This is a genomic window from Nitrosospira sp. Nsp14, from assembly GCF_900113575.1.
Lineage (GTDB): Bacteria > Pseudomonadota > Gammaproteobacteria > Burkholderiales > Nitrosomonadaceae > Nitrosospira.
In genome coordinates, this window is sequence record NZ_FOPV01000021.1 from 1 (window position 1) to 23,736 (window position 23,736).

The 23,736-nt window shown below is 52.6% G+C and carries 17 protein-coding genes and 4 pseudogenes; 7 read left to right on the forward strand and 14 right to left on the reverse strand.

Going from position 1 to position 23,736, the window contains the following annotated elements; translation table 11 throughout:
- Nucleotides 1-704: 704 nt before the first annotated feature.
- Nucleotides 705-1,109 carry a hypothetical protein gene (locus BM022_RS12780; RefSeq protein WP_091139873.1) on the reverse strand — a complete coding sequence of 135 codons (405 nt, stop codon included), beginning with the start codon at nt 1,107-1,109 and terminating at the stop codon, nt 705-707.
- Between the two features lie 679 nt (nt 1,110-1,788).
- Here BM022_RS12780 and BM022_RS12785 point away from each other — a divergent pair.
- Nucleotides 1,789-2,124, forward strand: coding sequence for a DUF5335 family protein (locus BM022_RS12785; RefSeq protein WP_218146882.1), 336 nt, complete (start codon nt 1,789-1,791; stop codon nt 2,122-2,124).
- A gap of 138 nt (nt 2,125-2,262) precedes the next feature.
- On the opposite strand, the gene BM022_RS12790 is transcribed toward BM022_RS12785, so the two are convergent.
- From BM022_RS12790 to BM022_RS12810, 4 genes are all read right to left on the reverse strand, one after another.
- Nucleotides 2,263-2,478, reverse strand: coding sequence for a hypothetical protein (locus BM022_RS12790; protein WP_091139874.1), 216 nt, complete (start codon nt 2,476-2,478; stop codon nt 2,263-2,265).
- 107 nt (nt 2,479-2,585) lie between these two features.
- Entirely contained in the window at nt 2,586-2,822 is a 237-nt protein-coding gene (locus BM022_RS12795) for a helix-turn-helix domain-containing protein (RefSeq protein ID WP_091139877.1), read from the reverse strand.
- Nucleotides 2,823-3,351: 529 nt separating this feature from the next.
- Nucleotides 3,352-4,035, reverse strand: coding sequence for a zinc metallopeptidase (locus BM022_RS12800; RefSeq protein WP_218146883.1), 684 nt, complete (start codon nt 4,033-4,035; stop codon nt 3,352-3,354).
- A gap of 229 nt (nt 4,036-4,264) precedes the next feature.
- Nucleotides 4,265-4,537: a hypothetical protein gene (locus BM022_RS12810; RefSeq protein ID WP_091139884.1), complete on the reverse strand. Its 273-nt coding sequence runs from the start codon at nt 4,535-4,537 to the stop codon at nt 4,265-4,267.
- Between the two features lie 689 nt (nt 4,538-5,226).
- Between BM022_RS12810 and BM022_RS12815 the strand changes: the two genes are divergently transcribed.
- Nucleotides 5,227-8,076, forward strand: a complete 2,850-nt coding sequence (locus tag BM022_RS12815) for a bifunctional diguanylate cyclase/phosphodiesterase (RefSeq protein WP_091139886.1) — start codon at nt 5,227-5,229, stop codon at nt 8,074-8,076.
- Between the two features lie 210 nt (nt 8,077-8,286).
- Here the strand turns inward: BM022_RS12815 and cls are convergent, their stop codons facing one another.
- The 3 genes from cls to BM022_RS12830 form a co-directional block, all read right to left on the reverse strand.
- A complete protein-coding gene (cls, locus tag BM022_RS12820; RefSeq protein WP_256209169.1) occupies nt 8,287-9,546 on the reverse strand; it encodes a cardiolipin synthase in 1,260 nt (419 codons plus the stop codon).
- A gap of 735 nt (nt 9,547-10,281) precedes the next feature.
- Nucleotides 10,282-10,923, reverse strand: coding sequence for a DVUA0089 family protein (locus BM022_RS12825; RefSeq protein ID WP_091139891.1), 642 nt, complete (start codon nt 10,921-10,923; stop codon nt 10,282-10,284).
- A gap of 588 nt (nt 10,924-11,511) precedes the next feature.
- Nucleotides 11,512-11,718, reverse strand: a complete 207-nt coding sequence (locus BM022_RS12830; protein ID WP_091139893.1) for a hypothetical protein — start codon at nt 11,716-11,718, stop codon at nt 11,512-11,514.
- Between the two features lie 377 nt (nt 11,719-12,095).
- On the opposite strand from BM022_RS12830, the gene BM022_RS12835 reads away from it, so the two are divergent.
- Nucleotides 12,096-13,967, forward strand: coding sequence for a M10 family metallopeptidase C-terminal domain-containing protein (locus BM022_RS12835; protein ID WP_091139896.1), 1,872 nt, complete (start codon nt 12,096-12,098; stop codon nt 13,965-13,967).
- Nucleotides 13,968-14,431: 464 nt separating this feature from the next.
- Here the strand turns inward: BM022_RS12835 and BM022_RS16105 are convergent, their stop codons facing one another.
- Nucleotides 14,432-14,557, reverse strand: coding sequence for a hypothetical protein (locus BM022_RS16105; RefSeq protein WP_256209170.1), 126 nt, complete (start codon nt 14,555-14,557; stop codon nt 14,432-14,434).
- A 776-nt stretch (nt 14,558-15,333) separates the two neighbouring features.
- Between BM022_RS16105 and BM022_RS12840 the strand changes: the two genes are divergently transcribed.
- Nucleotides 15,334-16,215, forward strand: a complete 882-nt coding sequence (locus BM022_RS12840; protein WP_091139898.1) for a response regulator transcription factor — start codon at nt 15,334-15,336, stop codon at nt 16,213-16,215.
- Nucleotides 16,216-16,958: 743 nt separating this feature from the next.
- Here the strand turns inward: BM022_RS12840 and BM022_RS12845 are convergent.
- From BM022_RS12845 to BM022_RS12855, 3 genes and pseudogenes are all read right to left on the reverse strand, one after another.
- On the reverse strand, nt 16,959-17,303 hold the full coding sequence (locus BM022_RS12845) for a hypothetical protein (RefSeq protein WP_091139900.1): 345 nt from the start codon (nt 17,301-17,303) through the stop codon (nt 16,959-16,961).
- A 1,900-nt stretch (nt 17,304-19,203) separates the two neighbouring features.
- A pseudogene (locus BM022_RS15255) lies at nt 19,204-19,512 on the reverse strand (integrase core domain-containing protein); the annotation flags it as partial.
- Between the two features lie 61 nt (nt 19,513-19,573).
- Nucleotides 19,574-19,841, reverse strand: a pseudogene (locus BM022_RS12855) (DDE-type integrase/transposase/recombinase); the annotation flags it as partial.
- Between the two features lie 365 nt (nt 19,842-20,206).
- On the opposite strand from BM022_RS12855, the gene BM022_RS12860 reads away from it, so the two are divergent.
- Nucleotides 20,207-20,635: a hypothetical protein gene (locus tag BM022_RS12860; RefSeq protein ID WP_091139904.1), complete on the forward strand. Its 429-nt coding sequence runs from the start codon at nt 20,207-20,209 to the stop codon at nt 20,633-20,635.
- A gap of 247 nt (nt 20,636-20,882) precedes the next feature.
- Nucleotides 20,883-21,518: a C39 family peptidase gene (locus tag BM022_RS12865; RefSeq protein WP_218146884.1), complete on the forward strand. Its 636-nt coding sequence runs from the start codon at nt 20,883-20,885 to the stop codon at nt 21,516-21,518.
- 63 nt (nt 21,519-21,581) lie between these two features.
- Here BM022_RS12865 and BM022_RS12870 read toward each other — a convergent pair.
- Nucleotides 21,582-21,972, reverse strand: a pseudogene (locus BM022_RS12870) (transposase); the annotation flags it as partial.
- Nucleotides 21,973-22,079: 107 nt separating this feature from the next.
- Between BM022_RS12870 and BM022_RS12875 the strand changes: the two are divergent.
- Nucleotides 22,080-23,363 (forward strand): hypothetical protein, encoded by a 1,284-nt coding sequence (locus BM022_RS12875; RefSeq protein ID WP_091139908.1) that lies wholly within the window; start codon nt 22,080-22,082, stop codon nt 23,361-23,363.
- 2 nt (nt 23,364-23,365) lie between these two features.
- Here the strand turns inward: BM022_RS12875 and BM022_RS12880 are convergent.
- Nucleotides 23,366-23,605: pseudogene (locus BM022_RS12880) on the reverse strand (transposase); the annotation flags it as partial.
- Between the last annotated feature and the right edge of the window lie 131 nt (nt 23,606-23,736).

Here is a 23,736-nt window from a genome sequence, read left to right on the forward strand (position 1 = left end):
AGTCAACATAATCGGCAGCCAAAAAGCCACCATATTCGCCCAGGTGGGTCAGTTTTACTCCGGCTCAGTGGGTCAGTATTACAGCGGCGCTAACATGTAAAAAGCACCGAGCACAGGAATAGTAAAAAGGAAGCGTTTCTCATTGGCAAACAAAGGAGAGGATCGGCTACTTACGCCTTGGAATCGGAGGAAATTCTTAGTCGATTATGGAATTATAGTCAGATCGCTCGGGACTGCTGCTGCGCGGATTGCCTTGCAAGCTAATATAGGGCTAAGTCTCTACACGGCTGCTGCGTATCAGCCTGCGTTACGTGACCAGGTACGTTTCTGCAACGCGCTGTCAGCCTTTCGAGTTCGCCTCGAGAGAGCGCGTTTCGTTATATGTTCGGTCACTTCTCCCACGAACTCCACAGCGCTCCCCAGGTAAGGCATGCTGTGGAACGCTTGCCTAATGCGATTATACGGCAGCGAATTACGGTAACTCGGCCCTGCCACGGTATCTGATAGAGGACGACATCCGTTCGAACCGAACGGTTGGCCGAAGCGCTAAACTTAGGGCAGCCTAATGTGGTGCTCAAGCGTCGTTCGTCCCTTGACACCATAAGCTGTGTGAGGTGTTTGACTGCGGTGCCGATAGCTAACCCCTTGACGAAACTACTGTGCAGAAAAGCAACTCGCATCATCCCTGGGGCGATCCGACAGGCTTATCTTGCGTCAAGCAACGCCTTTAGCTCATATTTTTCCTGGTCGATTTCGCCTCGCGTGCGTACACCCATCCGGCGCAATATGGGTAAAGGCGGGCACCACCCCTGCAATCCGTGCTGCAACAGGAATGACAGCACAACCCCCGGCAACACCAACCATTTCCTATTGACAGTCGCGCCAAGCAGAAGGCCGGATAAGGCCAGCGTGGATGCATTGACCTCAAGTGTGCGCTCGATATCCCACTCTCGGTCAAGTTCCTCTATGCGTCTATAAATGATTTCGTCGCTGCTATTGGCGTAACGCCGGATGTTGCTGATTGTTCGTCGGTCTATTTCGCGGTTTACCTCTGGCGCTGTTGAGTGGCGAACGCGATCTCCGCTCGTTGGGTCTTCGGCATGTAACATGTTTCTGCTCCTTGAAGATTGATACCACGAAAAAGTTATCTGTAATGATTTAGCGTTTGACGGCTATTTGATAACGATCGATGAAAAGAGGGCCTCAACACAGTCTCGTTAGCATCGTTCCAATCGTCCTTGTATGACGATAAGCCTCTGACACAGCTTGCAACGCTGACTCTACCGATTCATAGAACTGGTAGAGGTGAAATGGAGAGCAAGGCAATTGATAAACTGGGGCTACCGCATCGTGCCATGTTGTGACCCCCGTCTGAAAGATGACAAAAGCTGACACTAACTATGTACTATTTTGCCTTTATCTATGTTGTCGTCTGTGCGGAAAAACACGGTCATAGTGATAGAGATGGATTTCAAGTTCAAAAAACAAACTTTGGCGACTCTAAATAACCTTGAAACCTAAGGATTAGGGCCAAAGGATTAGGCATACAAGATGGCAGGGCTCTAGCCATGCAGGAAATCGTCCTGCACCACTCCGTTCTAACACGTACCGGTAGCGAACCATGCCCTCCCACGCTGTTTGGTCTATATTGAAAGAGAATCTAGATAGAACTGGATTCTTAGCCTCCGCTTTGGATGCTCGCGCTAGAGTCTGTTTGCGCTCCCTGTAGTAATGTGCGCGAACAAGGTTCAGGAGGGTTCCTTCAATTATCCCCAAAGGAGTTCAGGCATGGCACTGACACAACTAGCGAAACCGCATTGGAAAGACTATTTCGACCGTGTCTCGAAGGTCCTTGGTCCGAAGCTGGTGGAATTGGAGGTTGCCAGCCTGGGACTGGGAGACCAGGTTGAGCTCGATTGGGTGCCGTTGATCGGGTTGACCTATGATCCCAAGAGCGACGTTCTGTCGGTGATGGTCGAGGGGATTGAGCACAACATCCAGCATCCGCAGCAAATACACGTGGAACAGAATGTCGAGACCCTTCACAGCATCGAGGTAGACGATGCGTCCGGAGCACATCATATCCTGCTCTTGAAGGACCCGCTCAGATTGCCCACAGCGTGAGGGCGGATCGGCTTGCGCTCCAGGAGGCATGAATTCCCCCAAACCCCACGCCACTCCAACAACTTACGATTCAGGCAAAGATTGGCAAGCGATTCCCGATTCTTTACTGCTTCGACGTAGCGCCAAAGGCACACGAACTTAAGTGAGTTTTACGGCAAAATCTACAATACCGATTTTGAACAGGAACCTCGCGGCGGTATCAAGGGTTTTAAATTGACGAGTTTTGCGCCTGGCTGTCTCCAGTGGCTTGCCATCGGCCACAATCATGTAACCTTCGGCCATTACCGCATAGCGTATTTGAATATGCTTGAGCGCGTGTGCATCCAGTAGAAGTTTGAGGTCTCGTTCATTCATTTTTTTCTCGTTTTAATTTATCGCCCAGTCAGCGTTCCTTTTGACGCTTACTCTTTACCCGATCCTCAGGTATTGGTGGTACCGCACCAACGAGCCGATCCCGGCCGTCATGAAACGTCCACTTCGGCATCGAATAACTTGCCTTGCTCAACGATAACGAGCAGATCACCAGGTTTGACTTGTAGAAAGTCGCACAGCCTGGACAGCACTTCGCGGTCGAAACTATTCACCCTATCGTAGTAATAGCGATCAACGGTGGCGCGTGCTATTCCCGTAGACCGACATACGTCCGATACCTTGAGACGTTTCGCGCCCAGTATGGTGGAAAGTCGGCAGCTGATCATCTCTTCCCTGAAATATTTGATCGACAGCGATTAATATAAGACATGTATCGATTAAAGTCGAGCGTCGCTGTTTGCGAAGGCGAGCGAGAAGCCACTCTGCGCCTTCGCCCGCCGCACTGAGCTGCGCGAGTTTTGCCTACAGCAATCGCAGCAACGATGGGGGCGGGACAATCGCAACCGTGTTTACGGTCACGAGCACTGGCGTCCCACGAATGTGCTGGCGTACCACAACTCTATCTCGCCGAAGCCGGGGGACAAGTCACTTACGGCTGCTCAACTTCGAAGGTGCCGTCCTTAAATCCGGCGAATCACAGGACGTGAAGCGGAGCGCGGATCCGTGGGCGCTAGCGCGCTTCGATACGGACACCAGCGCGTGGCGCGTGGCCGAATGCACTTACTGCGGGCATTTACTGGGCCGCACCCGGTAAATCAGCTGATGCCTTTGAGTTATATGCAAACATTAGGTGGGCGGGACGTGTCTTTGGGAAGTAATGGCATCGCGTCAATATTTTGCACAGCCTGGCTTCGGTCACCGGCGCAGTATCGCCAGCCAGCGCGCCATGTTGAGCAGTGTCATCAGGGAGGCGGCAACATAGGTCCATGCCGCCGCGCTGAGCAGGCGCCGGGCATGCGGCAGGTCGCCATCGATCAGATAACGCCCCCGCTCCAGAAACGGTAACGCGCGGGCAAAACTGGCATTCAACTCCATCGGCAAGGTCAGCGCGTGCACTAGCGCGGTGCTTCCAAGCGTGAGAATACCAGCGGCAACAACCAGCAACCCCGCCGCAGGAGAGCGCGACGCAGCCATGATCACCGGAGCCAGCATCAGGATGCCTGCGCCCAGTTTCTCGGCAGGCGCGATCCATTGTACCAGCCGGGTGCGCATGGCAAGCGGGGGGTAATCGTCCTGATCCTGGATGGCGTGCCCGACTTCATGCGCCGCTACGGTTATGGCTGTTAATGAGCGGCCGTTGAATTTATCGGCGGTAAGACGAACGATCTTCTGCAGGGGGTCATAATGGTCGCCCAATTCGGTTGCTTCGACGCGGATATGCGGTAGGTTGGCCTGATTCAGCAGCTCGCGCGCGAGTTGCGCGCCGGTGAATGGATAACGATCCGCCGGCTCGCTGTATTTTTCCATAGTGTGTTTGACCCAAACGGAAGGCCCGACAACCAGGAGCACAATAAAACAGGTCAATATTAGATAAAGCATCACAGGAGTATCAGTAAAACGGCTTGATCCCGACAGTTACGAGGATTCGGCCATTCGGGTTAATCATGCGAGCATCAAAGCGTTTGATCGCCAATGCTCCGAATAATTTCTTGCGTAGCCATGCGATATGTCTCCTGAACCAGGGGGGGTTGGCCCGCCGATCATACAGGAGGCAGAATCGCGCGGCAGTCCCGGGTTTCCCATTGTAGCCATATAGGATGGTCGCCATTCAACGCGACCAAAGCCACAGGCGGAATTGCTCCGCCTCGAGCTGTCTTTGCCGCCGTTCATTCTCCTGTTGTTGTAGTCTCTGCTGGTGCTCCAGTTGCTGCATTCTATTACTGTACTCAATTTCTCGCTGCCGGGCTGCTTGTTCGATTCTTTGCGATTCCTCGGTCTGGCCGCGTTGCTGCCACTCTTCGCCAATGCTCTGGTTGCGATCATATCCGCTGGCGTAACTGCTGAGTAAGGCCAGGGTTATCGCTGTCAGCATGGTTTTCATAATTTAGCCACTTGGAAGGCCAGGTCGGGTATTCCGTGTCATTAGATGCCGACACAGCGTGGTCGTTCAGATACGACCAGCACGCTCTAGGCTCGTCCGATTGGACGACGTCCCGTGCAAGTTCGCGTGTACCCACTGGATAATTTGCCATCTTCTAAAACGACATGCAAACATAGTGGTACCCCTGTCAAATCTTACAGGTATCCCATGTAGCGCTTCATCCCGTCACGATTCTGCCGTAAATCAATAGGTAGAAATGGCTATAGTAGTGGCGCCTGCGCGGAACTCGTCTCGCTGCGAAGGCCCAACTGTGCAATGTGCGAAGGGCATTCGGGCTGTCCCTGGGGTCCAGAATTCGCCGCCCATGGCTCGTTTGCATACGCAGCGACGCTTGCGGAAACTGCAATACCCGCTGCGCCTGCGGCATAACCCGGAGACGTCATCGGTAAGGCCAATTGGTCAAATCCGCATGACTGCGAATGTTGCGTTCAGTATCGGCGTTGCGCGCAGGGCGGCAGAGGCATATACGCCATCGCCGAAACAATAAGGTTTCGTTAACCGGCAGCGTGGCAACCGGATTCGGACTGGAATTGTTCAGTCTCGGGCGTCGCGGAATCATCACGCATAGTCAAGTCTCGCGGATTGGCGTGCGCTGAATTCGGCTGAACAATTTCTTATGAGTGAAGGTAATGATAAGAAAACTTGGCAAGCTTATCCTTGATGAAATGCCTGATGGGATTGTCATCACTACAATCGATGGCATTGTTATTTACTGGAACAAAGGCGCTGAATCGATATTCGGCTATACCGAGGCCGAGGCGTTGCAGCGGCAAGTCGATGAGCTCATCGGGACGTCCGACCAACGGACGTGGACAGTTAAAAATAGCCTCAAGGATTTTTCACATAAGGGGGTTCATGTCCAGGAAGCATTATGCCGGAGAAAAGACGGGGGCCTCATTTATGCGGATATATCCAGCAAGGTGCTGTCGATCGAACAGCAACAAGATGAACTTGTACTGTTTAGCAGCAAGGACATAACCCTTTTAAAAGCGCTGCGCGACGCCAAGCTGATCAGTACGAAATTCGGCGATTTGCTCGATTCCACGCCCGACGGGATAGTCATAGTGAACTCGACCGGCCGCATGGTGCTGGTCAATACTCAAGCCCAGCAGCTGTTTGGCTATGATGCAAGCGAACTTCTCGGCCAGCCAGTGGAAGCGCTGCTGCCGCATCGGTATCGAAGCATGCACGTTGGGCACCGTGCAGGTTACGTTGCCCACTCTCACATCCGCATAATGGGCGCGGGATTGGAGTTATTTGGTCTACGCAAGGACGGCGTCGAGTTCCCAGTGGAGATCAGCCTGAGCCCGGTCCGGACCGACGAGGGCGTTTTCAGCATGAGCGCTATCCGCGATACCAGCGAACGAAAAAAAGCGGAACAGAAATTCCGTGATTTGCTGGAGTCGGCGCCCGATGCGGTTGTAATTGTCAATGAAAAGGGCGAGATTGTATTGGTCAACTCACAAACGGAAAAGCTTTTTAGCTATCCGCGCGAGGAGCTTCTTGGGAAAAAAATAGAAGTGCTCATTCCCTCCCGCTTCAAAGCGCGGCATCCGAGTTTTCGGGAAAAATTTACTGCCGCACCGCGTACGCGGCCAATGGGCGCGGGGCTGGAACTATATGGCTTGCGCCGGAACGGGACAGAATTTCCAGTTGAAATCAGCCTCAGCCCTCTGGAAACCGAAGAGGGCAAATTTGTTTATAGCGCCATCCGTGATGTTTCCGAGCGAAAGCGGGCCGCCGAACTACACACTCAGCTCCGGCGCGACCTCACGGAACGCGAGATCGCGGAAAAGGCTTTATTTGAAGAGAAAGAGCGCTTGCGCGTCACGCTAAGCTGTATTGGCGATGCGGTCATCACAACTGATGTCGCCGGGAACGTGACGTATCTTAACCCAGTCGCGGAAGCCATGACGGGCTGGACTTCACAAGAGGCGTATGGGCTCCCGCTCCCGGAGGTGTTTCAGATTGTTAATGCGCAGACAAATGAACCCGTTCCCAACCCAATCGAGAAGGTCCTTCGCGATAAGGAAAATGTTAGCCTCACCCCGAATACGGTTCTGATCCAGCGAGGCGGTAAAATTTTTCCGATAGAAGACTCGGCTGCGCCCATCAGGGACCAGCACGGCGAAATCATGGGCGCAGTGCTCGTGTTCCACGATGTTACCCACGCGCAGAAAATGGCGATGGCGATGACCTATCAGGCCACGCATGATGCGTTAACCGGTTTGATCAACCGGCATGAATTCGAACGCCGCCTCGAGCTCGCATTGCAGACAGGCAAGCAGGACTCGAAGGAGCACACACTGCTTTATCTCGATCTTGACCAATTCAAAGTGGTTAACGATACCTGTGGCCATTCTGCCGGGGACGAGCTGCTGAAACAACTTACGGGCGTGCTGCAAGCCAAGCTTCGCGGTAGCGACACGCTTGCCCGTCTGGGCGGCGATGAATTTGGTGTGCTATTGGAGGGGTGCCCGACCGGGCCAGCGGTCCGGATAGCTGAACTGTTACGGCGGACAGTGCATGAATTCCGCTTTACGTGGGACGGGAAGATATTTCCGCTGGGTGCAAGCATCGGGCTGGTGACGTTCAGCGACGGCGAGGAGACGCTTTCCGACATTCTGCGCATGGCGGACGCTGTTTGTTTTCTTGCCAAGGACAAGGGGCGCAACCGGGTGCAAGTATATACCGCGGAAGATAAAGGCCTCGCCAAGCGCCGGGGGGAAATGGGATGGGTAGGGCGTATTCAGCAAGCGCTGGAAGAACACCGGTTTGTGCTGTACACGCAAAAAATTCTGCGGCTCTCGGAAAACGGCGGTGGCGATCACTATGAGGTGCTCCTGCGCATGAAAGGCGAGGATGGCATGCTGGTGCCGCCGATGGCTTTCATCCCTGCTGCGGAGCGCTACGGCCTGATGCCCCAGCTCGACCGCTGGGTAATTGCTACCGCCTTTGCGCAATATGCGGAAAGGCACCCGCCCGGAAGTCCGCTTGGCACATGCTCTATTAACCTGTCGGGCACATCGATATGTGACGAGAGTTTATATGAATTCCTGGTGGAGCAATTCAATCTGCATAAGGTTCCGCCCGCCGGTATTTGCTTCGAAATTACGGAGACCTCGGCGATCGCGAATCTGATCCAGGCAAATCTCTTGATCGGCAAGCTGAAGGACCTGGGTTGCCGCCTTTCCCTCGACGACTTCGGCAGCGGCATGTCGTCGTTTACCTACCTCAAGCATTTGCCGGTGGATTATCTGAAAATAGACGGCGGTTTCGTGAAGGACATGATCAATGACCCGATCGATCGCGCGATGGTCGAAGCTATCAATCATATCGGGCATGTGATGAAAATCGAAACCATTGCGGAGTTTGTAGAGAACGACGCCATTCTTGAGGCGTTGCGGGGGATAGGCGTCGATTACGCGCAAGGGTATGGGATCGAGCGACCGCGTCCGGAAGGACTCGGTGAGGTCTAACCAGGAATGGGGGCTATGGGCGCGACTTGATCCGGCTTGGTACGTGTCAGTAGTATGGTACCGAATGCCGCGGATACGGCAATTAACAGGAGCAGGAAGGCTTTGTGCTGAAGCTCGGGGGAATTGATGGAATCGCGAATAAAAATGAGGATATTTCCGGGTGCTTCGGTTGCTCGTTTCGATGCAGAGCTTTTGGGGTCGACCGGTTGATCAAATCCAACGGGACAGCAAGCGCGCTCCGAATTCTTTCAAGCGCATGACAATGGGGCGCTGCCGCCAGCGATCAAGCGTAATAAGCCGGGAAGACGCGATGTCTCGATCAAACATGGCTTTCATCTGATCGCCGAACTCTTGACCGAGAACGATGGCGTTGACTTCCTGATTATGCGCAAAGCTGAGCCAATCGAGATTGCTCGAGCCTATCGTGGACCAGACACCGTCGATAAGCGCAGTCTTCGCATGCAACATCGCATCCTCACGTTCATAAATCTTTACTCCGGCGCTTAATAATTCGTCGTAGTACGAGTGGGACGCGTAAAAAACAAGATTGGAGTCGGTCTCGTTTGGGAGCAGTAGGCGCACGTCGACATTGCGCCGCGCTGCGTTTCGCAGGGCGGCCAATAAGCGCGCATCAGGCACGAAGTATGCGCTTGTCACATACGCATATGTTTTCGCGCTATCGATCGCGGATAGGAGCGTCACGTAAATCGCGTTATGTTCTTGATCCGGGGAACCGCCGATGGCCCTGACTATCTCATTGCCCTTCTTGTCGATCGGAGGATGGTAGGAAGCCCAATCCAGAGGTTTTCCGTTCTGCTTCAGCCAAGTGGCTGCGAACAGTTTCTGGAACTCCCGCACGACAGGACCCTCGATACGTACGTGCGTGTCACGCCAGGGCTTGGCGCCTTTCTCGGGCGGTTTCGATCGGAATGAGCCGCTGGAATACACACTGCTGATGTTTACCCCGCCAACGAACGCGACCTGGCCGTCCACGATGAGCAGCTTGCGATGGTCGCGGCCGACCTCCCATTTTTTGCGCAACAGGAGCGGATTGAGCGGATTGAACTCCAGCACGTGCCCACCGGCGTCGATGAGGGGTTTGAAGAATTCTTCCGGCGTACTTGCGGAACCCACGCTGTCATAAACGAGATTCACTTGCACGCCTTTTTTTTGCTTCTCCACCAGGGCGTCGGCGAAGCGCCGTCCGACTTCGTCATTCTCGATGCTGTAGCTTTCCATGTTGATGTTGTTTTTTGCGTCTCGTATTGCTGCATACATGGATTTGTAGGTAGCGGGGCCATCAAGCAACAGCGTCACCTTGTTGCCCGACATGAGGGGGCTTTCCGAGATTCCCTCTACCTCCGCGAGGTGTTTGTTAAAGATATCTGTTTCCGCGCTGCCGTTTTTGCGCGCCAGCGCACTCTCGCTTTGCTGAACGGAAAGCGGCCCGTGGGTTCCTTCTACGCGCACGGCCGGACGCGTGTCTTGAGTTCTATGGGGTACAGTTAGCGAACCACAACCGGCCAGCAGGACCGCACAAACAACTGCTACAAATTGTCCCCATGTAACGGATCTTCCCTCCAGGCATGAAGCCACTTGATGAGAGAGAGGCCGCGGAGCTGGAAAAACGGATGCGGTGATACCATGTAGCCGACTTTTCCTTGCTCCAACTCGAGCGGACGTATGTGCGCGCGCCCAACCATAATGAAAAAGCCAGGCGGGGAAAGGGTGTCCGCTGTTTTTTTCAGCTTTTTTTTCTTGATTCATCCGTTACAAGAGAAAATGATAGAAGGCGTCTTTCATGCCCTGAGCAGTACGCAGGCGGATATGGGCAGTACAGAGCCAGTACAACGCAACGGGTGGTCCTGTGGCATCTCGTGCTGAGCAATAAATATGCCATTTTAAGCCGGGCTGTTAATTCAAAGTGTTACGTGCTTGCCTCCCGGTAACCCAGGAATTGTTGTCAAGAAATGCGTCAGTACTTTTGTAACAGCGAGGTATTTTTCCCTCGAGCGGGCGGTTGTCGGCAATCGAACGAGCGTACAGCCAGTGCGGGGAGCTGCCCCTATCACGGGACTTCGAACCCAGTTTGTTAAATCAAGCCGTGAGCTGATTTCTGTCGCTATGGGCTATGGGGATGGCGGAAGGGTGATCAGAAGCGCCCCACGCTCAAGCAAAGGGCCCAGTAGTACGGGGGCCGAACTACTATGACCCTGCGTTTGCGTTTGCGTTTGCGTCTCGTCTTCGGCGGGCTGCGTAGTTGACAAGACCAAGACCGGCTAGCAGCAGGACGTAGGATTCAGGTTCGGGAACGGAAGACACGGGGGAGGGCATGGGGGAGATGTAGGAAACACCGAGGGAGGCGCCCTCGACATTCAGCACATCCAGGGCCCAGTGCGAATCCCTGCCATTAAAGCCGACAGGCCCCGTTCCCTGAAAACCATCCGTTAATATACCCCGGGGGAAGCTGCTGTATTGGGTCACGGTGGCGGTATAACTGCCGGGGGAAAGAAGCGATGCGAGGAGGGGGTCCCAGGTGTGGCCACTGACAGGGTCGCGTGCGCTTAGCGTGCCTCCGTCGTCGCTAAAACCGATACGAACGCCTGAGGCGTCGAAAAGGGTAACCATGGGGTCGAATCCACCATGTTCGATGACTGCCCCTTCGGCGTTGGTCCCGCCCGCAAACGACCATGTGCGCAAGACAACCTCTTTCGCCGCGCTTACTACCGTGAAGTTGAGCTCCTGCACCTCGTTGCGATGTTTGAAATTTCCCGCGAAGGAAAAGTCGGTAGCGTTGGCGCTTCCGCTGATCAAGCTCATCGCAATTAGTGCTTCATACGTTTTCATGCCAGTCTCCCCAAGAAAAACATAGCCACGAACAAAGTTAATTGCGACAAGTCACCTTGCAATTGGATGTCATGATATGGCCCGGTGCCGTCTGCGACAATAGGAAGGCTGAGTTAGGGCCTGAAGTTAGGACATACTCCTAAGTGCCCCTGAGTGTCATTAAAACGTCACGTGGTTTTTACCATGTTGGCTGAGTAAGCCAAAGTACTGCCGGAAACTGCAGGGTGGCGAAATCGTGCGGATGGTATGCAAGCGCGTTTGCTCAATCCGCCACGCTTTTCAGCAATTACCAGCGATTACGTTGCTCGGATGCTGGAATGCTTCGACGCCTTCGGATGAAGCGGTACGCCTTGTCGAAATTGAAAAGCCCAAGGGAGCGGACCAAGGGGGGCGGGATTAGGTGATGGCGCCAGCAGTGGGCCTTGGCGCCGCATTGGAAGGCCACGCGATCGCATGGGGGAAAATCAGTCAGCCTGCTCCCGCTGTCCCAAGCGTCCTAACGGCACGGCTGAGATATGCGGCGTTTGCGAGGCGGGCGAGCCCCGCCTTTGGCATTTGCCGCAGGTCAATTCAAGATGGTTGTGGAGATCAGTCCGGGGAGACCGCGCCCATGGGCGCGACGCCCAGGCTGGGCCCGGTTTCCTTCGCCCAAAAAACCCGCGGCTCGGGCCATCCGACCAGGTTTTGCGTGTGTACATAAGGCTCCAAAGAGTCCCCGCAGGAATCGTAGATCCTGTCGCTGAGACGCTGGATGGCCCCGTCTGCGGTACGGATATAGGGGACTAACCGTTTCATGGTCAGATCTCAAGAAACAATGACGTGTATATTTTAACGATGGGTTGTGAAATTTTTTTTAGTTTTTTGTGACCCCTCATGCTCTTTTTCTTGACAAATGGAGTTAAGCGTTTCACGGCGCAAGGGGACGGAAAGGGCAGGGGCAGGGGGATGGGGTAAGGCAGGGCTCAGCCGGGTTGCAGCATTCCCCATGTTTCCCGAAATAACCACCGTGCTGGAACTTGGCGGCAACATCATTTTGGACCGCGGGATTTTGTGCCAACCTGTGCGCCATACGCGGGAAACCGCACAGACCGCGTAAGAGTCGTAAACCATAGTGCTTCGGTTGCGTATGGGATTGATGCGGTATCGAATTGATGCGTTAAAAGGAGCGCTCCATGAGCTCGGTTTATAGTAGTGGCACATACACCACCGTTGGACCTGCGCCCACCGGGAATAGCACAATAAACGCCCTGATTGTGGGAACCAAGTGGGGCGCATCCGGTCTCGGCGGGAGCGCCAATGTCACATTCAGTTTTCCGGTCTCTTTCACAGTGGGCAGCAGCGGGGCGCACAGTAGCGGCGCCTTTGGCTACACCGGTGAGCCGCAGGACAGCGGGCAGGCCCTTAGCGCAATGCAGATGGCGGCTGCACGGGAAACATTGCATAAATGGTCGCGTGTTGCGACGCTCAACTGCAACGAGGTGGCGGACACCATCGACACGAAGTGGGAGTCCGGGGATAACAGCTCGGTGGGCGATATCCGGCTCGCGATGTCGAATCTGCCCTCCGCAGCCTGGGCCTACTATCCGGGGCAGGATAACGCGCCTTACGGCGGGGATGTGTGGCTAAACAAGAGTGACTATCACGATCCGGTCGTTGGATACTATGCGTATTACACATTCCTGCATGAAATCGGACATACCCTGGGGCTGGAGCACCCGCACGAGAGCAATGACAACGATGTCATGAGCCTATCCGTCGATGCACTCAAGTACAGCATCATGAGTTACCGGGATTACGTAGGAGATGACATCGATGGCGTCGGCGAAAATTTTTTCCCTACCACCCCTATGCTCTACGACGTGCTCGCGTTACAGGCGCTATACGGCGCCAACTGGAACTATCGGAGCGGAAACGATACATACAGTTGGGCGCCCGGCGCCAAGGTCTACGAGACAATATGGGATGGCGGCGGCATCGACACGCTGAGTGCGGCGAATCAGACCCGGGATGTGGAACTGCATCTGACTTCGGGGGTATTTAGCAAGATCGGTAGTCCCGTGTGGGACGAGCATGCCTGGGTGCGCGACAATCTGGTGATTGCCTTCAACGCCACCATAGAGAACGCGACCGGCAGCAGTTATGACGACTATATTTTTGGCAACACTGCAGGCAACGTCCTTGTAGGCGGACCGGGCAACGATACCATGCGCGGTTCCGAATGGGCCGATCGCGACGTATTTGACAATGATACGATGTACGGCGGGAGCGGCGGCGATCTCATGGCCGGGCATAATGGCAATGACGTCATGTACGGCGGGGAAGGCAATGACTTCGTCACTGGGGATAGCGGCAACGACATTCTGTCCGGCGGCAACGGTAACGATATCCTCAATGGGGGGCCAGGGGACGATCTCCTCATCGGAGGCTTGGGGAACGATACGCTGAACGGTGGCGGAGGGTTCGATGAGGCGACCTACGCGGCCGCCACCGCTCCAGTTAACGTGGATCTTTCCCTGTCGGGCGGGCGCGCGACCGGCGCCCAGGGCATTGACAAGCTAAGAGGTATTGAAAAGGTGACTGGCTCTGCCTTCGCTGATACGCTGACCGGGGACGCGAATGCAAACGTGCTGAGTGGCAGGCTGGGCAATGACACGCTGCAAGGCGGAGCTGGCAATGACACGCTTGCCGGCGGTGGGGGCGATGACCTGTTTCGTTGGACTGCGACCGCCTTCAATAGTGGCGATATCCGGTTTGGCGGAGTGGACAGGGTGTCCGACTTCAGTCGCGGCGACGCGCTCGATTTCTCCGCCGCCCTTGAGTCGCTGCTGATGGTGAATGGCACGCGTCTGGGTGCAGCAACATCGGACATCGCCCTCGGCAACGCGCTGAGCATCTCGACCAACGTCTGCTTGCAAAACGGCCGCGATCTGTATATCGACCTGGATAGCAGTCACAGCATCACGGCCAATGATTATCATGTCGAGCTGACCGGATTGGGGGGAGTCCTGAAGTATGACGCGGCAGCAGACCTGTTCCACGTCTAAATCCTAAATCGGATCAACTGTTTTATGGCCTCCCATGCCGTATACCAACACCACAAAGCCCGATAAAAGCGGGGCTGTTCAAAAAAAGCCTCCTCATAAACTCCGGGAAATTTCGGCTTGACCGCCGCAATGCAGCTTTTGTGTTATCGGCTCCGATTTGCAGTAGTCGAAGCTTTAGGTTACTACCGGGCAGGGACGTCGACCGCGATAACCGTTGTGACGCCGTGTGAGAAAGAAAACCGCGGAGTGCGATGATCATGAACGATGCTCTTTGCGATGTCTTTGTCCCCCTCGGCATAATACGCAGTCTGAACACCGGTATTGCTGCTCGAGCCGCAGCAGGCGACCGCCCTCCCGAAACCTAACCCTATATCAACATTGTCTTTGGGCGTGCTGAAAGCCCTTGTTGAGGTGCTGGTATAAGTGTAGGTGTTGGAGCCGTCGGCAGCGGCCCAAGGGCCCAGTCATACGGCGACGGCGCCCGCTGTGACAGCATCCATCTTTGTCCCCGTCAGTCTCACCGGTTCCGCCGCACTTAGGACTACCGGCTCCGCCAGGGCGCCAAGCGCCAGAGGTGAAAGTAAAGTCATTCTCATTTTCATCAATGTTTTTCTCCTGAGAGTTAAAGTGGATAATCCGCTCGGGCGGCACGCACCTTTACAGAGCGAGGAGCCATCCTCGTATCGCTCATCGCCATCGCTAGTATGATCTGGACAAAGATTTACTGATCGCTCCCCCACGGGCGGAGAAAATTAAACTAAAGCAGTTCACTTAGGTAAAGGATACAAAGAGGACACTTGTCTTATCCACAATCGGGATATTTGTCAGTTCCAATGCCCTGCTAAAACGTAATAGCTTAATGGTGAGCGGTAATCCTGACGGCGGGCGCTCATAAGGCAAGATGATCTGCAAATAACATAGCCGCTCAGTCAAAATTTAAGGACAATTTTTTTCAAGAAACGGGCGAAGGTGTCCCGGGGGTCCTCTGGGCAATTCGTCCATCGATTCCAAAAATGTTCGGTAGTAAATATAAGTAAATTTGTGTTCGGTTCCGCACAAACGTGGGAGCTAAGATGTTTCATCCTCCGACGTGAAATACCAGTACCTAGTGCTAAGGAATTAGAATGCTTCATTTCTTTGGTGCGAAGGAACTGTATGTTTTATCCTCCGACCCGTCGGGTAATGACGTGTGAACTCCAAAGGATTGGAAAAAAGGGATGGAAACGAAAAGAGGAGCCGTTCCTGCTTCCTGTAACAAATATTTTACTTAACGGTGGCTGCAACAAAAAGAAGAAATGGAACTTCGTCTAAGATCTCCAAACGAACCGCAGCTAATATGAACACTAGGGCGTAGCGAGATAAGAAAATGATAAGTGGACTAAGAGGGAGAATAGCAGAGCTTGAGAGTGAACTGAGTAGGATGGGGCTGGCACTGACCAGCGAAGAGAACAGCCATGATAATTGGAAAGATAGGACCGAGGGAGACCCAGGGAATAAGCTATTTGTGACACCAAAGCGTGCTCATCCTATAGACGAGAGCACGATTGAAGAAGACGTTGTTAAGACGGGATGTGCACTGATTGATTCACGGCCGCTGACACGGATATCCATCGCAAATCTGCTAACAACGCTTTCGGATGAGTTTGTTATCTTGCCTTATTCAAACATCGATGAGTTCGTGACTAGATATCTGGAACGTCCCTGCAAAGTTGAAATGGTCGTCTTTAATCTTGGTTCAGCACGCATCAGCGAGAATCATATTTCTGACGGAATTCTACGTCTGAAGCTTGAGCTTCCCGACTTGCCCTTCGTCTTCCTTTCCGATCATGATGAGCTCCGTGATATTCTGGATGCCATTCAGATTGGGGCGCGCGGCTACGTCTCATCGGTTTTCAACCCGTCCACAGTGATCCAGTCACTTCGACTTGTCTTGGCGGGCGGTGCATTTATTCCACATAACGCTCTTATGGAGATCACTGGAAAAACTGCAATGCTCCGAGAGGAGGAGTGCCCGAACGTCGCCAAGATTGACCCACCTCTGTTGCATACTCTTACGCCGCGGGAATTGGAGGTGTTCGAGCTTGTGCGGCGGGGTAAGTCAAATAAAATCATTGCGTATGAGCTCGGAGTGCAGGAGAGCACCGTAAAGGTTCATACCCGAAAAATTATGACGAAGCTTAAGGCAATCAATCGCACTCACGCAGCTTTCCTGGGATCTCAAATAACCGAGGGGAAAGCTGAATGTTGATTGCGGTTTAGTGTGCGGCAGGGTTGGGATTAGTGAGAGCAGCAAGAGAGGAGATATCTAAGCGCATATGGAGTCGGCCCCTGCATTTTCATCTGTAGTAGTCGACTTCATCGGACCGCCAATATCGCCTTGGAGGCGGAATATTCCTATTCCTATCAATAGCGGGGCTGCGCGCCCTTTATAGAACTGAGCATCTAAAGTAATGGAAGGCGCAAAAAAACTGCCCGTAGTTCAAGGCGAACATCTCTCGTCACATCAACGCGGGTTATAGCCGGTTGCAATAGCACCACATGGGGCGAATCGCGAATTCCCCTCTCTGTCCTGTAACCAGAAGCGATCCATCCGGTATCCGCAAATTAAATGTCAACGCGGATTTAAATCTGACCCACTTATCGTCGGAAACGTCGAAGTAATTCTGGCCACCTCCGCACTGGGTTTTACTTCCTTTTGCTTGTGTTTGTCTGCTTTGCGCTTCTTCTCAAGGCGATAACTTTCGCCGGCAATTTACACAATGTGGAAATGATGCGGCAAGCGGTCGAGCATCGCGGCGGTAAGGGTCTGGTTGTCGGCAAAGGGCGGTGTGCCATCGCCGATCCCGTTTTCACCTCGTATTGGCGGCATGAAGATAGCCCCTTGCAAAGACATGGGGGCTTATGGGATCTTTCTCAGCCCGCCTTGAGCCACAGATGCTTCATCAACAGTCGTTCTGTAGCAAAAGGCGGGTTGATTTTTCTTGCGGCTAATTAGTCGGTAGCGGAGAGGCTTTGGCTATAGGAAGTCGTCGGTCCGTAATAACCTGTGTTGGTAACGGTGAGCGTTTCGGTCAAGCAGCTATAAGCGGAGCAGGAAGCAGCAGCTTCTGCATCCGCGAGTTTTCCATCGACGTTCACATAGGAATCAACATCTTTGTATACATTAAGGTAGGCCTGTACGTTGGTATAAATATCTTTATTGAAGTAAACGCTATTGTAACCAGCGGCCGTAACACCATCCATTGAGGCTGCGGTCAGGCGTTCCTCTGCATTAGCAATGCCTACACCGGCAAGTAAAGCGATACCAGCAAACAACGAGGTCATTTTTGCGTTCATGGGTCTTCTCCTGAAGTAAATATTGAAGGGCACACTTGCCTCGAGAGCCGGCCAATACTCGAAAGCACCCCCGAATTTGGTTTAGCCGGTTGAGCCAACTATGGCCCTATCGTGCAATACCCGCAATTCGTAAATAGTTTATTCAACCGAAGGTGCTATTCATTCAACTGAAGGTGCTATCGATACCCCAAACAGAGTACTAGAGGTGGGCTAATGCTTAACGCTACTCCTTTAGTTGACTCGCCTCCGTAGTCTGTAGCCACTCCGAAGGCTTAAAAGACAAGGCATGAAAGGAGGAGTCATGGGCAGCAGCGTGGTCGGGAAGAATTCAAGATGCTGTAAAACAGATTCCCGAAAGAGTCACCGGAGTATCAGAGGTGACCCAGGATGGTGTTTCACAGCCTAGTTTATGTCCACAAACGCTACAGTCTGTTCGATCGGAGACAGCGAACTTCTAGGCAGCAGAAATTCGTCATCTGAAAGCGGAATGAAGCGAAGTCAGCGAGGAGCGCGACATCCTAAAAGGATGCGGCGAGTTTTACTGGTCGTTGCCTCGCCTAGGTTGCCGACAACGGGTTAGAGCAGGACTTTAATGCCGAGGCGCCCAATCGGGTCCGATATCATTTGTATCTTCAACCCACGAACACTGGCTGTATCTCGCAGTCGTGCTCCACGTGTCCTCGCGCTAAATGATGGTGGTCCATGTGTTCGCGGATCGATATCGAGCTGGTGGATAGTGAACTATGGTCGAGCTTTTCAATGCGTTTTCCACGTTTTTGGATGTGCAACCCGAAGGGACCGGATAGATTTCACCAATCCCGTCGTACTTGCCGCTTACAGCGGTGTACTCGGTGTCCCAGCGTCACATCGCCTATCACGCTCGCTTATGTCCGGCGAAAACTTGTTTGATTTTTCACGGCTCTATTTTCTCACACGTTGAAGCCTCCTCAAAATCCGCGCGGATTCAACACATGCCCTGTGTCTTAGTGTCGCCACGTCGTCGTCCATGACGTTTTCTCCATCTAAAAGTCCCAGCTCATATACAACCAAAAGAGTATCTTCAAAACGAAGACGATGCACTAATATCGAGTTGCTACTCTATTCACTCTTGCGGAAACAGGGCAACAGCAAAACAGGATAATTTTCCCAGCATGAGGAGAAAGAGCGGCAATGGCACTTTAACTCTACATTTTCGCGGGAAAAAAAGGGATAAGAATAATCTCTCTCTCGTATGACAGGAGCAAGATTATGAGAATGACTTTACTTTCACCTCTAGCGCTGTGTGCCGTGGTCTTTGCCGCCCTGGCGGAATCGGTAGTCCTATGGGCTGCGGAACCAGTGAGATTGACCGCGACGCAGATGGATGCTCTCACAGCAGGCGCCGTCTCCCTAGGAGTTAGCGCTTGGGCCGCTACAACCGGCTCCAATACATACACTTATGCCAGTACCTCAACGACCGCCTCAGGGACGCCTACAACGACCGTTGTGACAGGGTCAGGTTACGGGGAGGCACTCGCCTGCTGCGGCTCGAGCACCAATACCAGTGTTCAGACTACGTATTATGCCGAGGGGGACAGAGTCATCGCAAATAGCACCGTTACTGATACCAGCACTCCGTGGTCTTCTTACTCATACGGATTTACAAACGTTATCGCCGTCGAATAAATTTTCCCCAAATCGGCAAAGTCGGATTGGTCGCGCGCACTGGTGGCGTCTCACCTCCTAATCTGCTTGAACCGAAAGCAGATGGGTTTTTTACGTCGCGATAGATCGTGAAAGTCTTGGGAAGTGACGAGCTTAAAACTTGTTAGAAGAGTTTAACTTAACTTCTCAATAAGTAGTGGCCGGTTCTGAATTTCAAAAGCTTGGCGGAAGTTCAAATCACCGATGAAAGCTATTTTCATGGCGTGCTGTGGATCAACTGTCTGGGTGTCTTCATCTTGAGCCGCTTGCGAGGACGGTATTCATTGTAATGCTCGAACCATTGTTCAAGCTGTGCTATTACAGTTTTTGCATCGAGCCGCTCGTGAAAATAAACAAAAATCCTGTTTGAAGGTCTTGACGAACGCTTCAGCAATGCCCGTAGGAGTCGGCACTTCTCACGGCGGTCAAACAGCTGACGAGGCCCAAGACCTTGGACAAAATGGTGGCTTCTGGGCTGATATAACCCGCTGCCAGTGTCGCTGAGCCGTTTCCACATGTGCAGGAGCCGGGCAACTGCATGCGGGCCTAAGGTAGACTCAATAGCCGCTTGGGGAGAAGTTCATGTTGCGAATGGAGGGATATTGAGATCCCGTATCGGTGCGATTGCGATGTGCCAGGCCCTCTGATTTCCAGGTTGACGAGCATAGGGAGTCTGTTCGAGCGCATCGAGCACGAAGTCCATTTGCATGGAGCTACTGACCTGCCACCCGACAATACTCCTGGCGAACACGTCAATCACGGAGGCCACGCACCAGTAGCAGCCCTGCCAAGTCGAGCCATACGTGAGGTCCGAGACCTAAAGCTGGTAGGACGACCCGCTTTGAACCGCCGGTTTCATATCCGAGCACCTGGTCTACCTAGGGCGAAAACTTGTTTGATTTTTCATGGCTCCATTTTCGCAGGCGTTGGAGCGTCCTCAAAATCCTGCTCAATTCCAAACGTGCTTTGATTCAACGCGTGCCCCAGGTCTTGAGGGATGCTAGATCGTCAATTGACACCTTCTCCATCTAAAAGTGGTAGTTCATATACAACTAAATGAGAATCTTCAAAACGAAGACGATACATTAGTATTGGTTTGCCACTCTATTCGATCTTGCCTGAAACGGAGACAACAGCAAAACGGGGAGAAATTTCCAGCGCATCGAGAAGAAAGAGTGGCACTACCTATTTCCCCTACATTTGCAGTCAGGAGCAAGATTATGAGAATGACTTTACTTTCACCTTTAGCGCTTGGCGTCGTGGTTTTCGCCGCCCTGGCGCAGCCGGTAGTTCTATGGGCTGCGGAACCGGTGAGACTGACCGGCACAGAGATGGATACCGTAACAGCGGGCAGCGTCGCAGTAGGAGTTGCCGCTTTCGCCACTGCGGAGGGCTCCAATACACGCACTTATAGCAGCACATCGACGACCGTTTTCAGCACGCCTAAAAACAATGTTGAAATTGGGCGAGGTGTGGGGAAGGCAGTCGCCTGCTGCGGCTGGAGCAGTGATACCGATGTTCAGACTGCGTATTCTGCCGAGGGGGACAAAGTCATCGCACATAGCAACGTTCATGACCATCACACTCCGCGGTTTTCTTTCTCACAGGGACATATAACGGTGATCGTGATCGACGTTCCGTCCCATTAGTAAACCAAAGGCTTCCACCAAATGCAGATCGGAGCAGATAAAACAAAGGTTACATCGCGGCAATCAAGCCGGGCGGGAAAAATACCAGAATAAGGCGATCCATCCTTACTTCTATTGCTTTCATTTACCGCTCCGTATCAGTACTTTTAAATCAAGGCCAGTGTGAGCCAAAACGCAGACATGAGGCGTGCGGCGATAGATAGTCTTGTGAGAATACAAAGCTTAATAAAAAACAGGGGAGGGGCGTATGCAACAATGTCGATCCATTTATCCTGTAGCCATAAGATTAATCTGTATCGCTACTCTGACCATCGGTGTTGCGAACCTGGCGGATGCGAGAATAGTTAAATCTCTTCTTGAAATGCGCCGGGAAAATGTTGTTATGCAGAAATGGGATCTTAGCTGCGGGGCCGCTGCGTTAACGACTTTGTTGAATTTTCAGCATCACGACATGGTTACCGAGAAAGAGGTAGCGACAGCGCTGATGGGGCGGGAGGAGTACATAAAGAATCCTCTACTGGTGAATATTCGTCAGGGCTTTTCCTTACTCGATTTAAAACGCTATGCCGATGCACGTGGCTACGATGGAATCGGCTATGGCAAGCTCACGCTTGATGGTTTGGTAAAGAAAGCGCCTATTATTGTTCCCCTCAATCTGCTGGGGTATAACCATTTTGTTATTTTTCGGGGAATAAAAGGTAACCGTGTATTACTTGCCGATCCAGCATGGGGCAACCGCACCTTGCTGGTCGAGCAATTCGAAAACGCATGGATAGATTTTCCGCAAATCGGTAAAGTCGGATTTGCGGTCGCGCGGACTGATGGCGTTTCAACTCCTAATCTGCTTGAACCAAGAGCAGATGAGTTTGTGATGTTGCGATAAATTGTGAACGTCGCTGAACCATTCCACAGTCTGCAAGCGCCAGTCAATGTTCTCAAAGCGCCGCTCAATAGGGAATCCTCCTCGAGCAGCAAGGGCGTGCGCGAGATCAGTTCTTTTTTATGGGCAAGCTTCACCGCTTCGGTGAGAACCTCATTCTCCAGTGTTTTCTTGCCCAACTCCTCCTCCAACTCACGAATCCGCCTTTTCAACTCTCATACGTCACCCGCAGTCACTACGCGCCGCTTCGCTTCTTGTCCGCCTTCGGTCACGAGTTTTCTCCGGCGAAATAATCGCCTGGAGCAGCAATACCATATTTTCGCGCCGGACAAGAGGCCGTCATGCCGGGCAGACGCGATTCCTCGACAGCTGTTAATTTCTCGCAAAAGCTCCAGCGCCTCCGACTCTCAATTCCGGCGGCTGCTCCAATACGATCAGAACGTGAAGCACTATGCATAGCACCCAGGCATACCTGTCTCCTAAAAAAGATGTTCGATATGAGGAACTGGAGAGCGAAATATATTGTACTTTGCATGGTTTTTTCTTGAGACTGGAAGGCGGGAAATGAAAAGAGTCGATGGATCGAAAAAGAACCGGATTAAAGGGGCCTTATTAACGGGCGTCAGTCTTTTTCTTGTCAATCCATTCAGTATTTGGGCGCAACAGGTAACGGAAGCAGCATCGGTCAATCAACTCATGATAAAACTTCAGGAGCGCGATCAGGTAATTGCAGATCTTCAGCGGCGAGTCCAGCAACTCGAACAACGTGTAGGCGGGGTGCCGCAGGCTTCTGAATCTACAAAGGCTGCTCAGCTCCCTGCGGCGCCATCAGATAAAGTCGTTGCCGGCCAACCTGCTCGACAGGCTCCAGCTAATGAAGGTGCAAAAGAAACACCACCTGTGGCCGCAGCGCAAGGCAAAACAGGCGCCGGTAGTTTTGTGGTAGATGAGGAGGCAGCGGAACGAGCCCTTGAACGCACATTGGTTCAGACTGGGGCATTACTGTTGCCATTCGGACTAGCAGAAATTCAGCCATATGTGAATTATGCGCGTTTTGATAACGAACAGCCTGTCTTGCTCAGGGATGCAGCGGGTAACATAGGTGCAGTTGCCGATACTCAAACACGCCGTAACGATATCGAAACAGGTTTTTTTTCTAGACTCGGCCTGCCTTTCGGGGCTCAGGTAGAACTTGGCATACCAGCCCGGATAATCAATGCATCTAATGTTGTAGGAATTGTCAATCAAGAAACGGAAAATACCACTTATGCGCTAGGTGACATTCGTGTCGGTCTTGCCAAAACTTTGCTGCGGGAAAGCGCTTGGCTGCCAGATATCGTTGGTCGAATAACCTGGGATACAGATACAGGCAAACAACAAACACTCAGTAATGCTTCACTTGGGGGCCTGGCTGGGACTGCGACTGGCGTGGGTATGGCTACCAGCTTCAATGAGTTGAATTTTTCAGCAACCGCACTTAAGCGTCAGGATCCATTAGCTTTTACCAGCACGCTGGGTTACAGGAAAACTTTTGCAAAAGATGGGATCGAGCCTGGCGATGTGTATAGTTTAACTTTGGGCGCAACGCTTGCTGCAAGTCCGCAGACTTCATTAAGTGTGGGTATTCAGCAAAGTTTTATAGGTAATACAAGGATATTTAATAACTCAATCCCTGGGACAGATACAATCAATAGTGTATTTACATTCGGTGCGTCTTCCATTATTGGTTCGCGGTTATTTTTCTCTACAGTAGCTGGTATTGGTTTAACAAAACACGCTCCTGATTATTTTATCAGTGTAGCGATTCCATTGAGATTTGAGGTGCCGTTTAAAAAGAAGGGAAGTTAAAGTCAAATTAGAAAGGCTATGCTTGATTCAATTGCTAAAATTTTTAGCTCACGAACCACAGCCGGGGGCAGGCTTCCCAACCCGCTATGGGGTCGTTCTTCATTATAACTTTGTAGCCACTGGTGCGTGATTTCCCGCACTTCATCTAGTGATGTAAATAACCAGTTGTTGAGCACTTCAGCCCGGTATGAGCGGTTAAAGCGCTCTGGCTTGCCCGGTTGGATGAAACACAGTTCAATGCCCTTGCCGCTTCCAAAGCATAATCGGCTTATGCCTAATACGGCTAACGAGCATGATTGGGCGCGCATGGTATAGCTTGACCGCTCCTTTCAGGATGCGGCTACCCCCCATGGCGCGCCGTCTTGTGATTTGG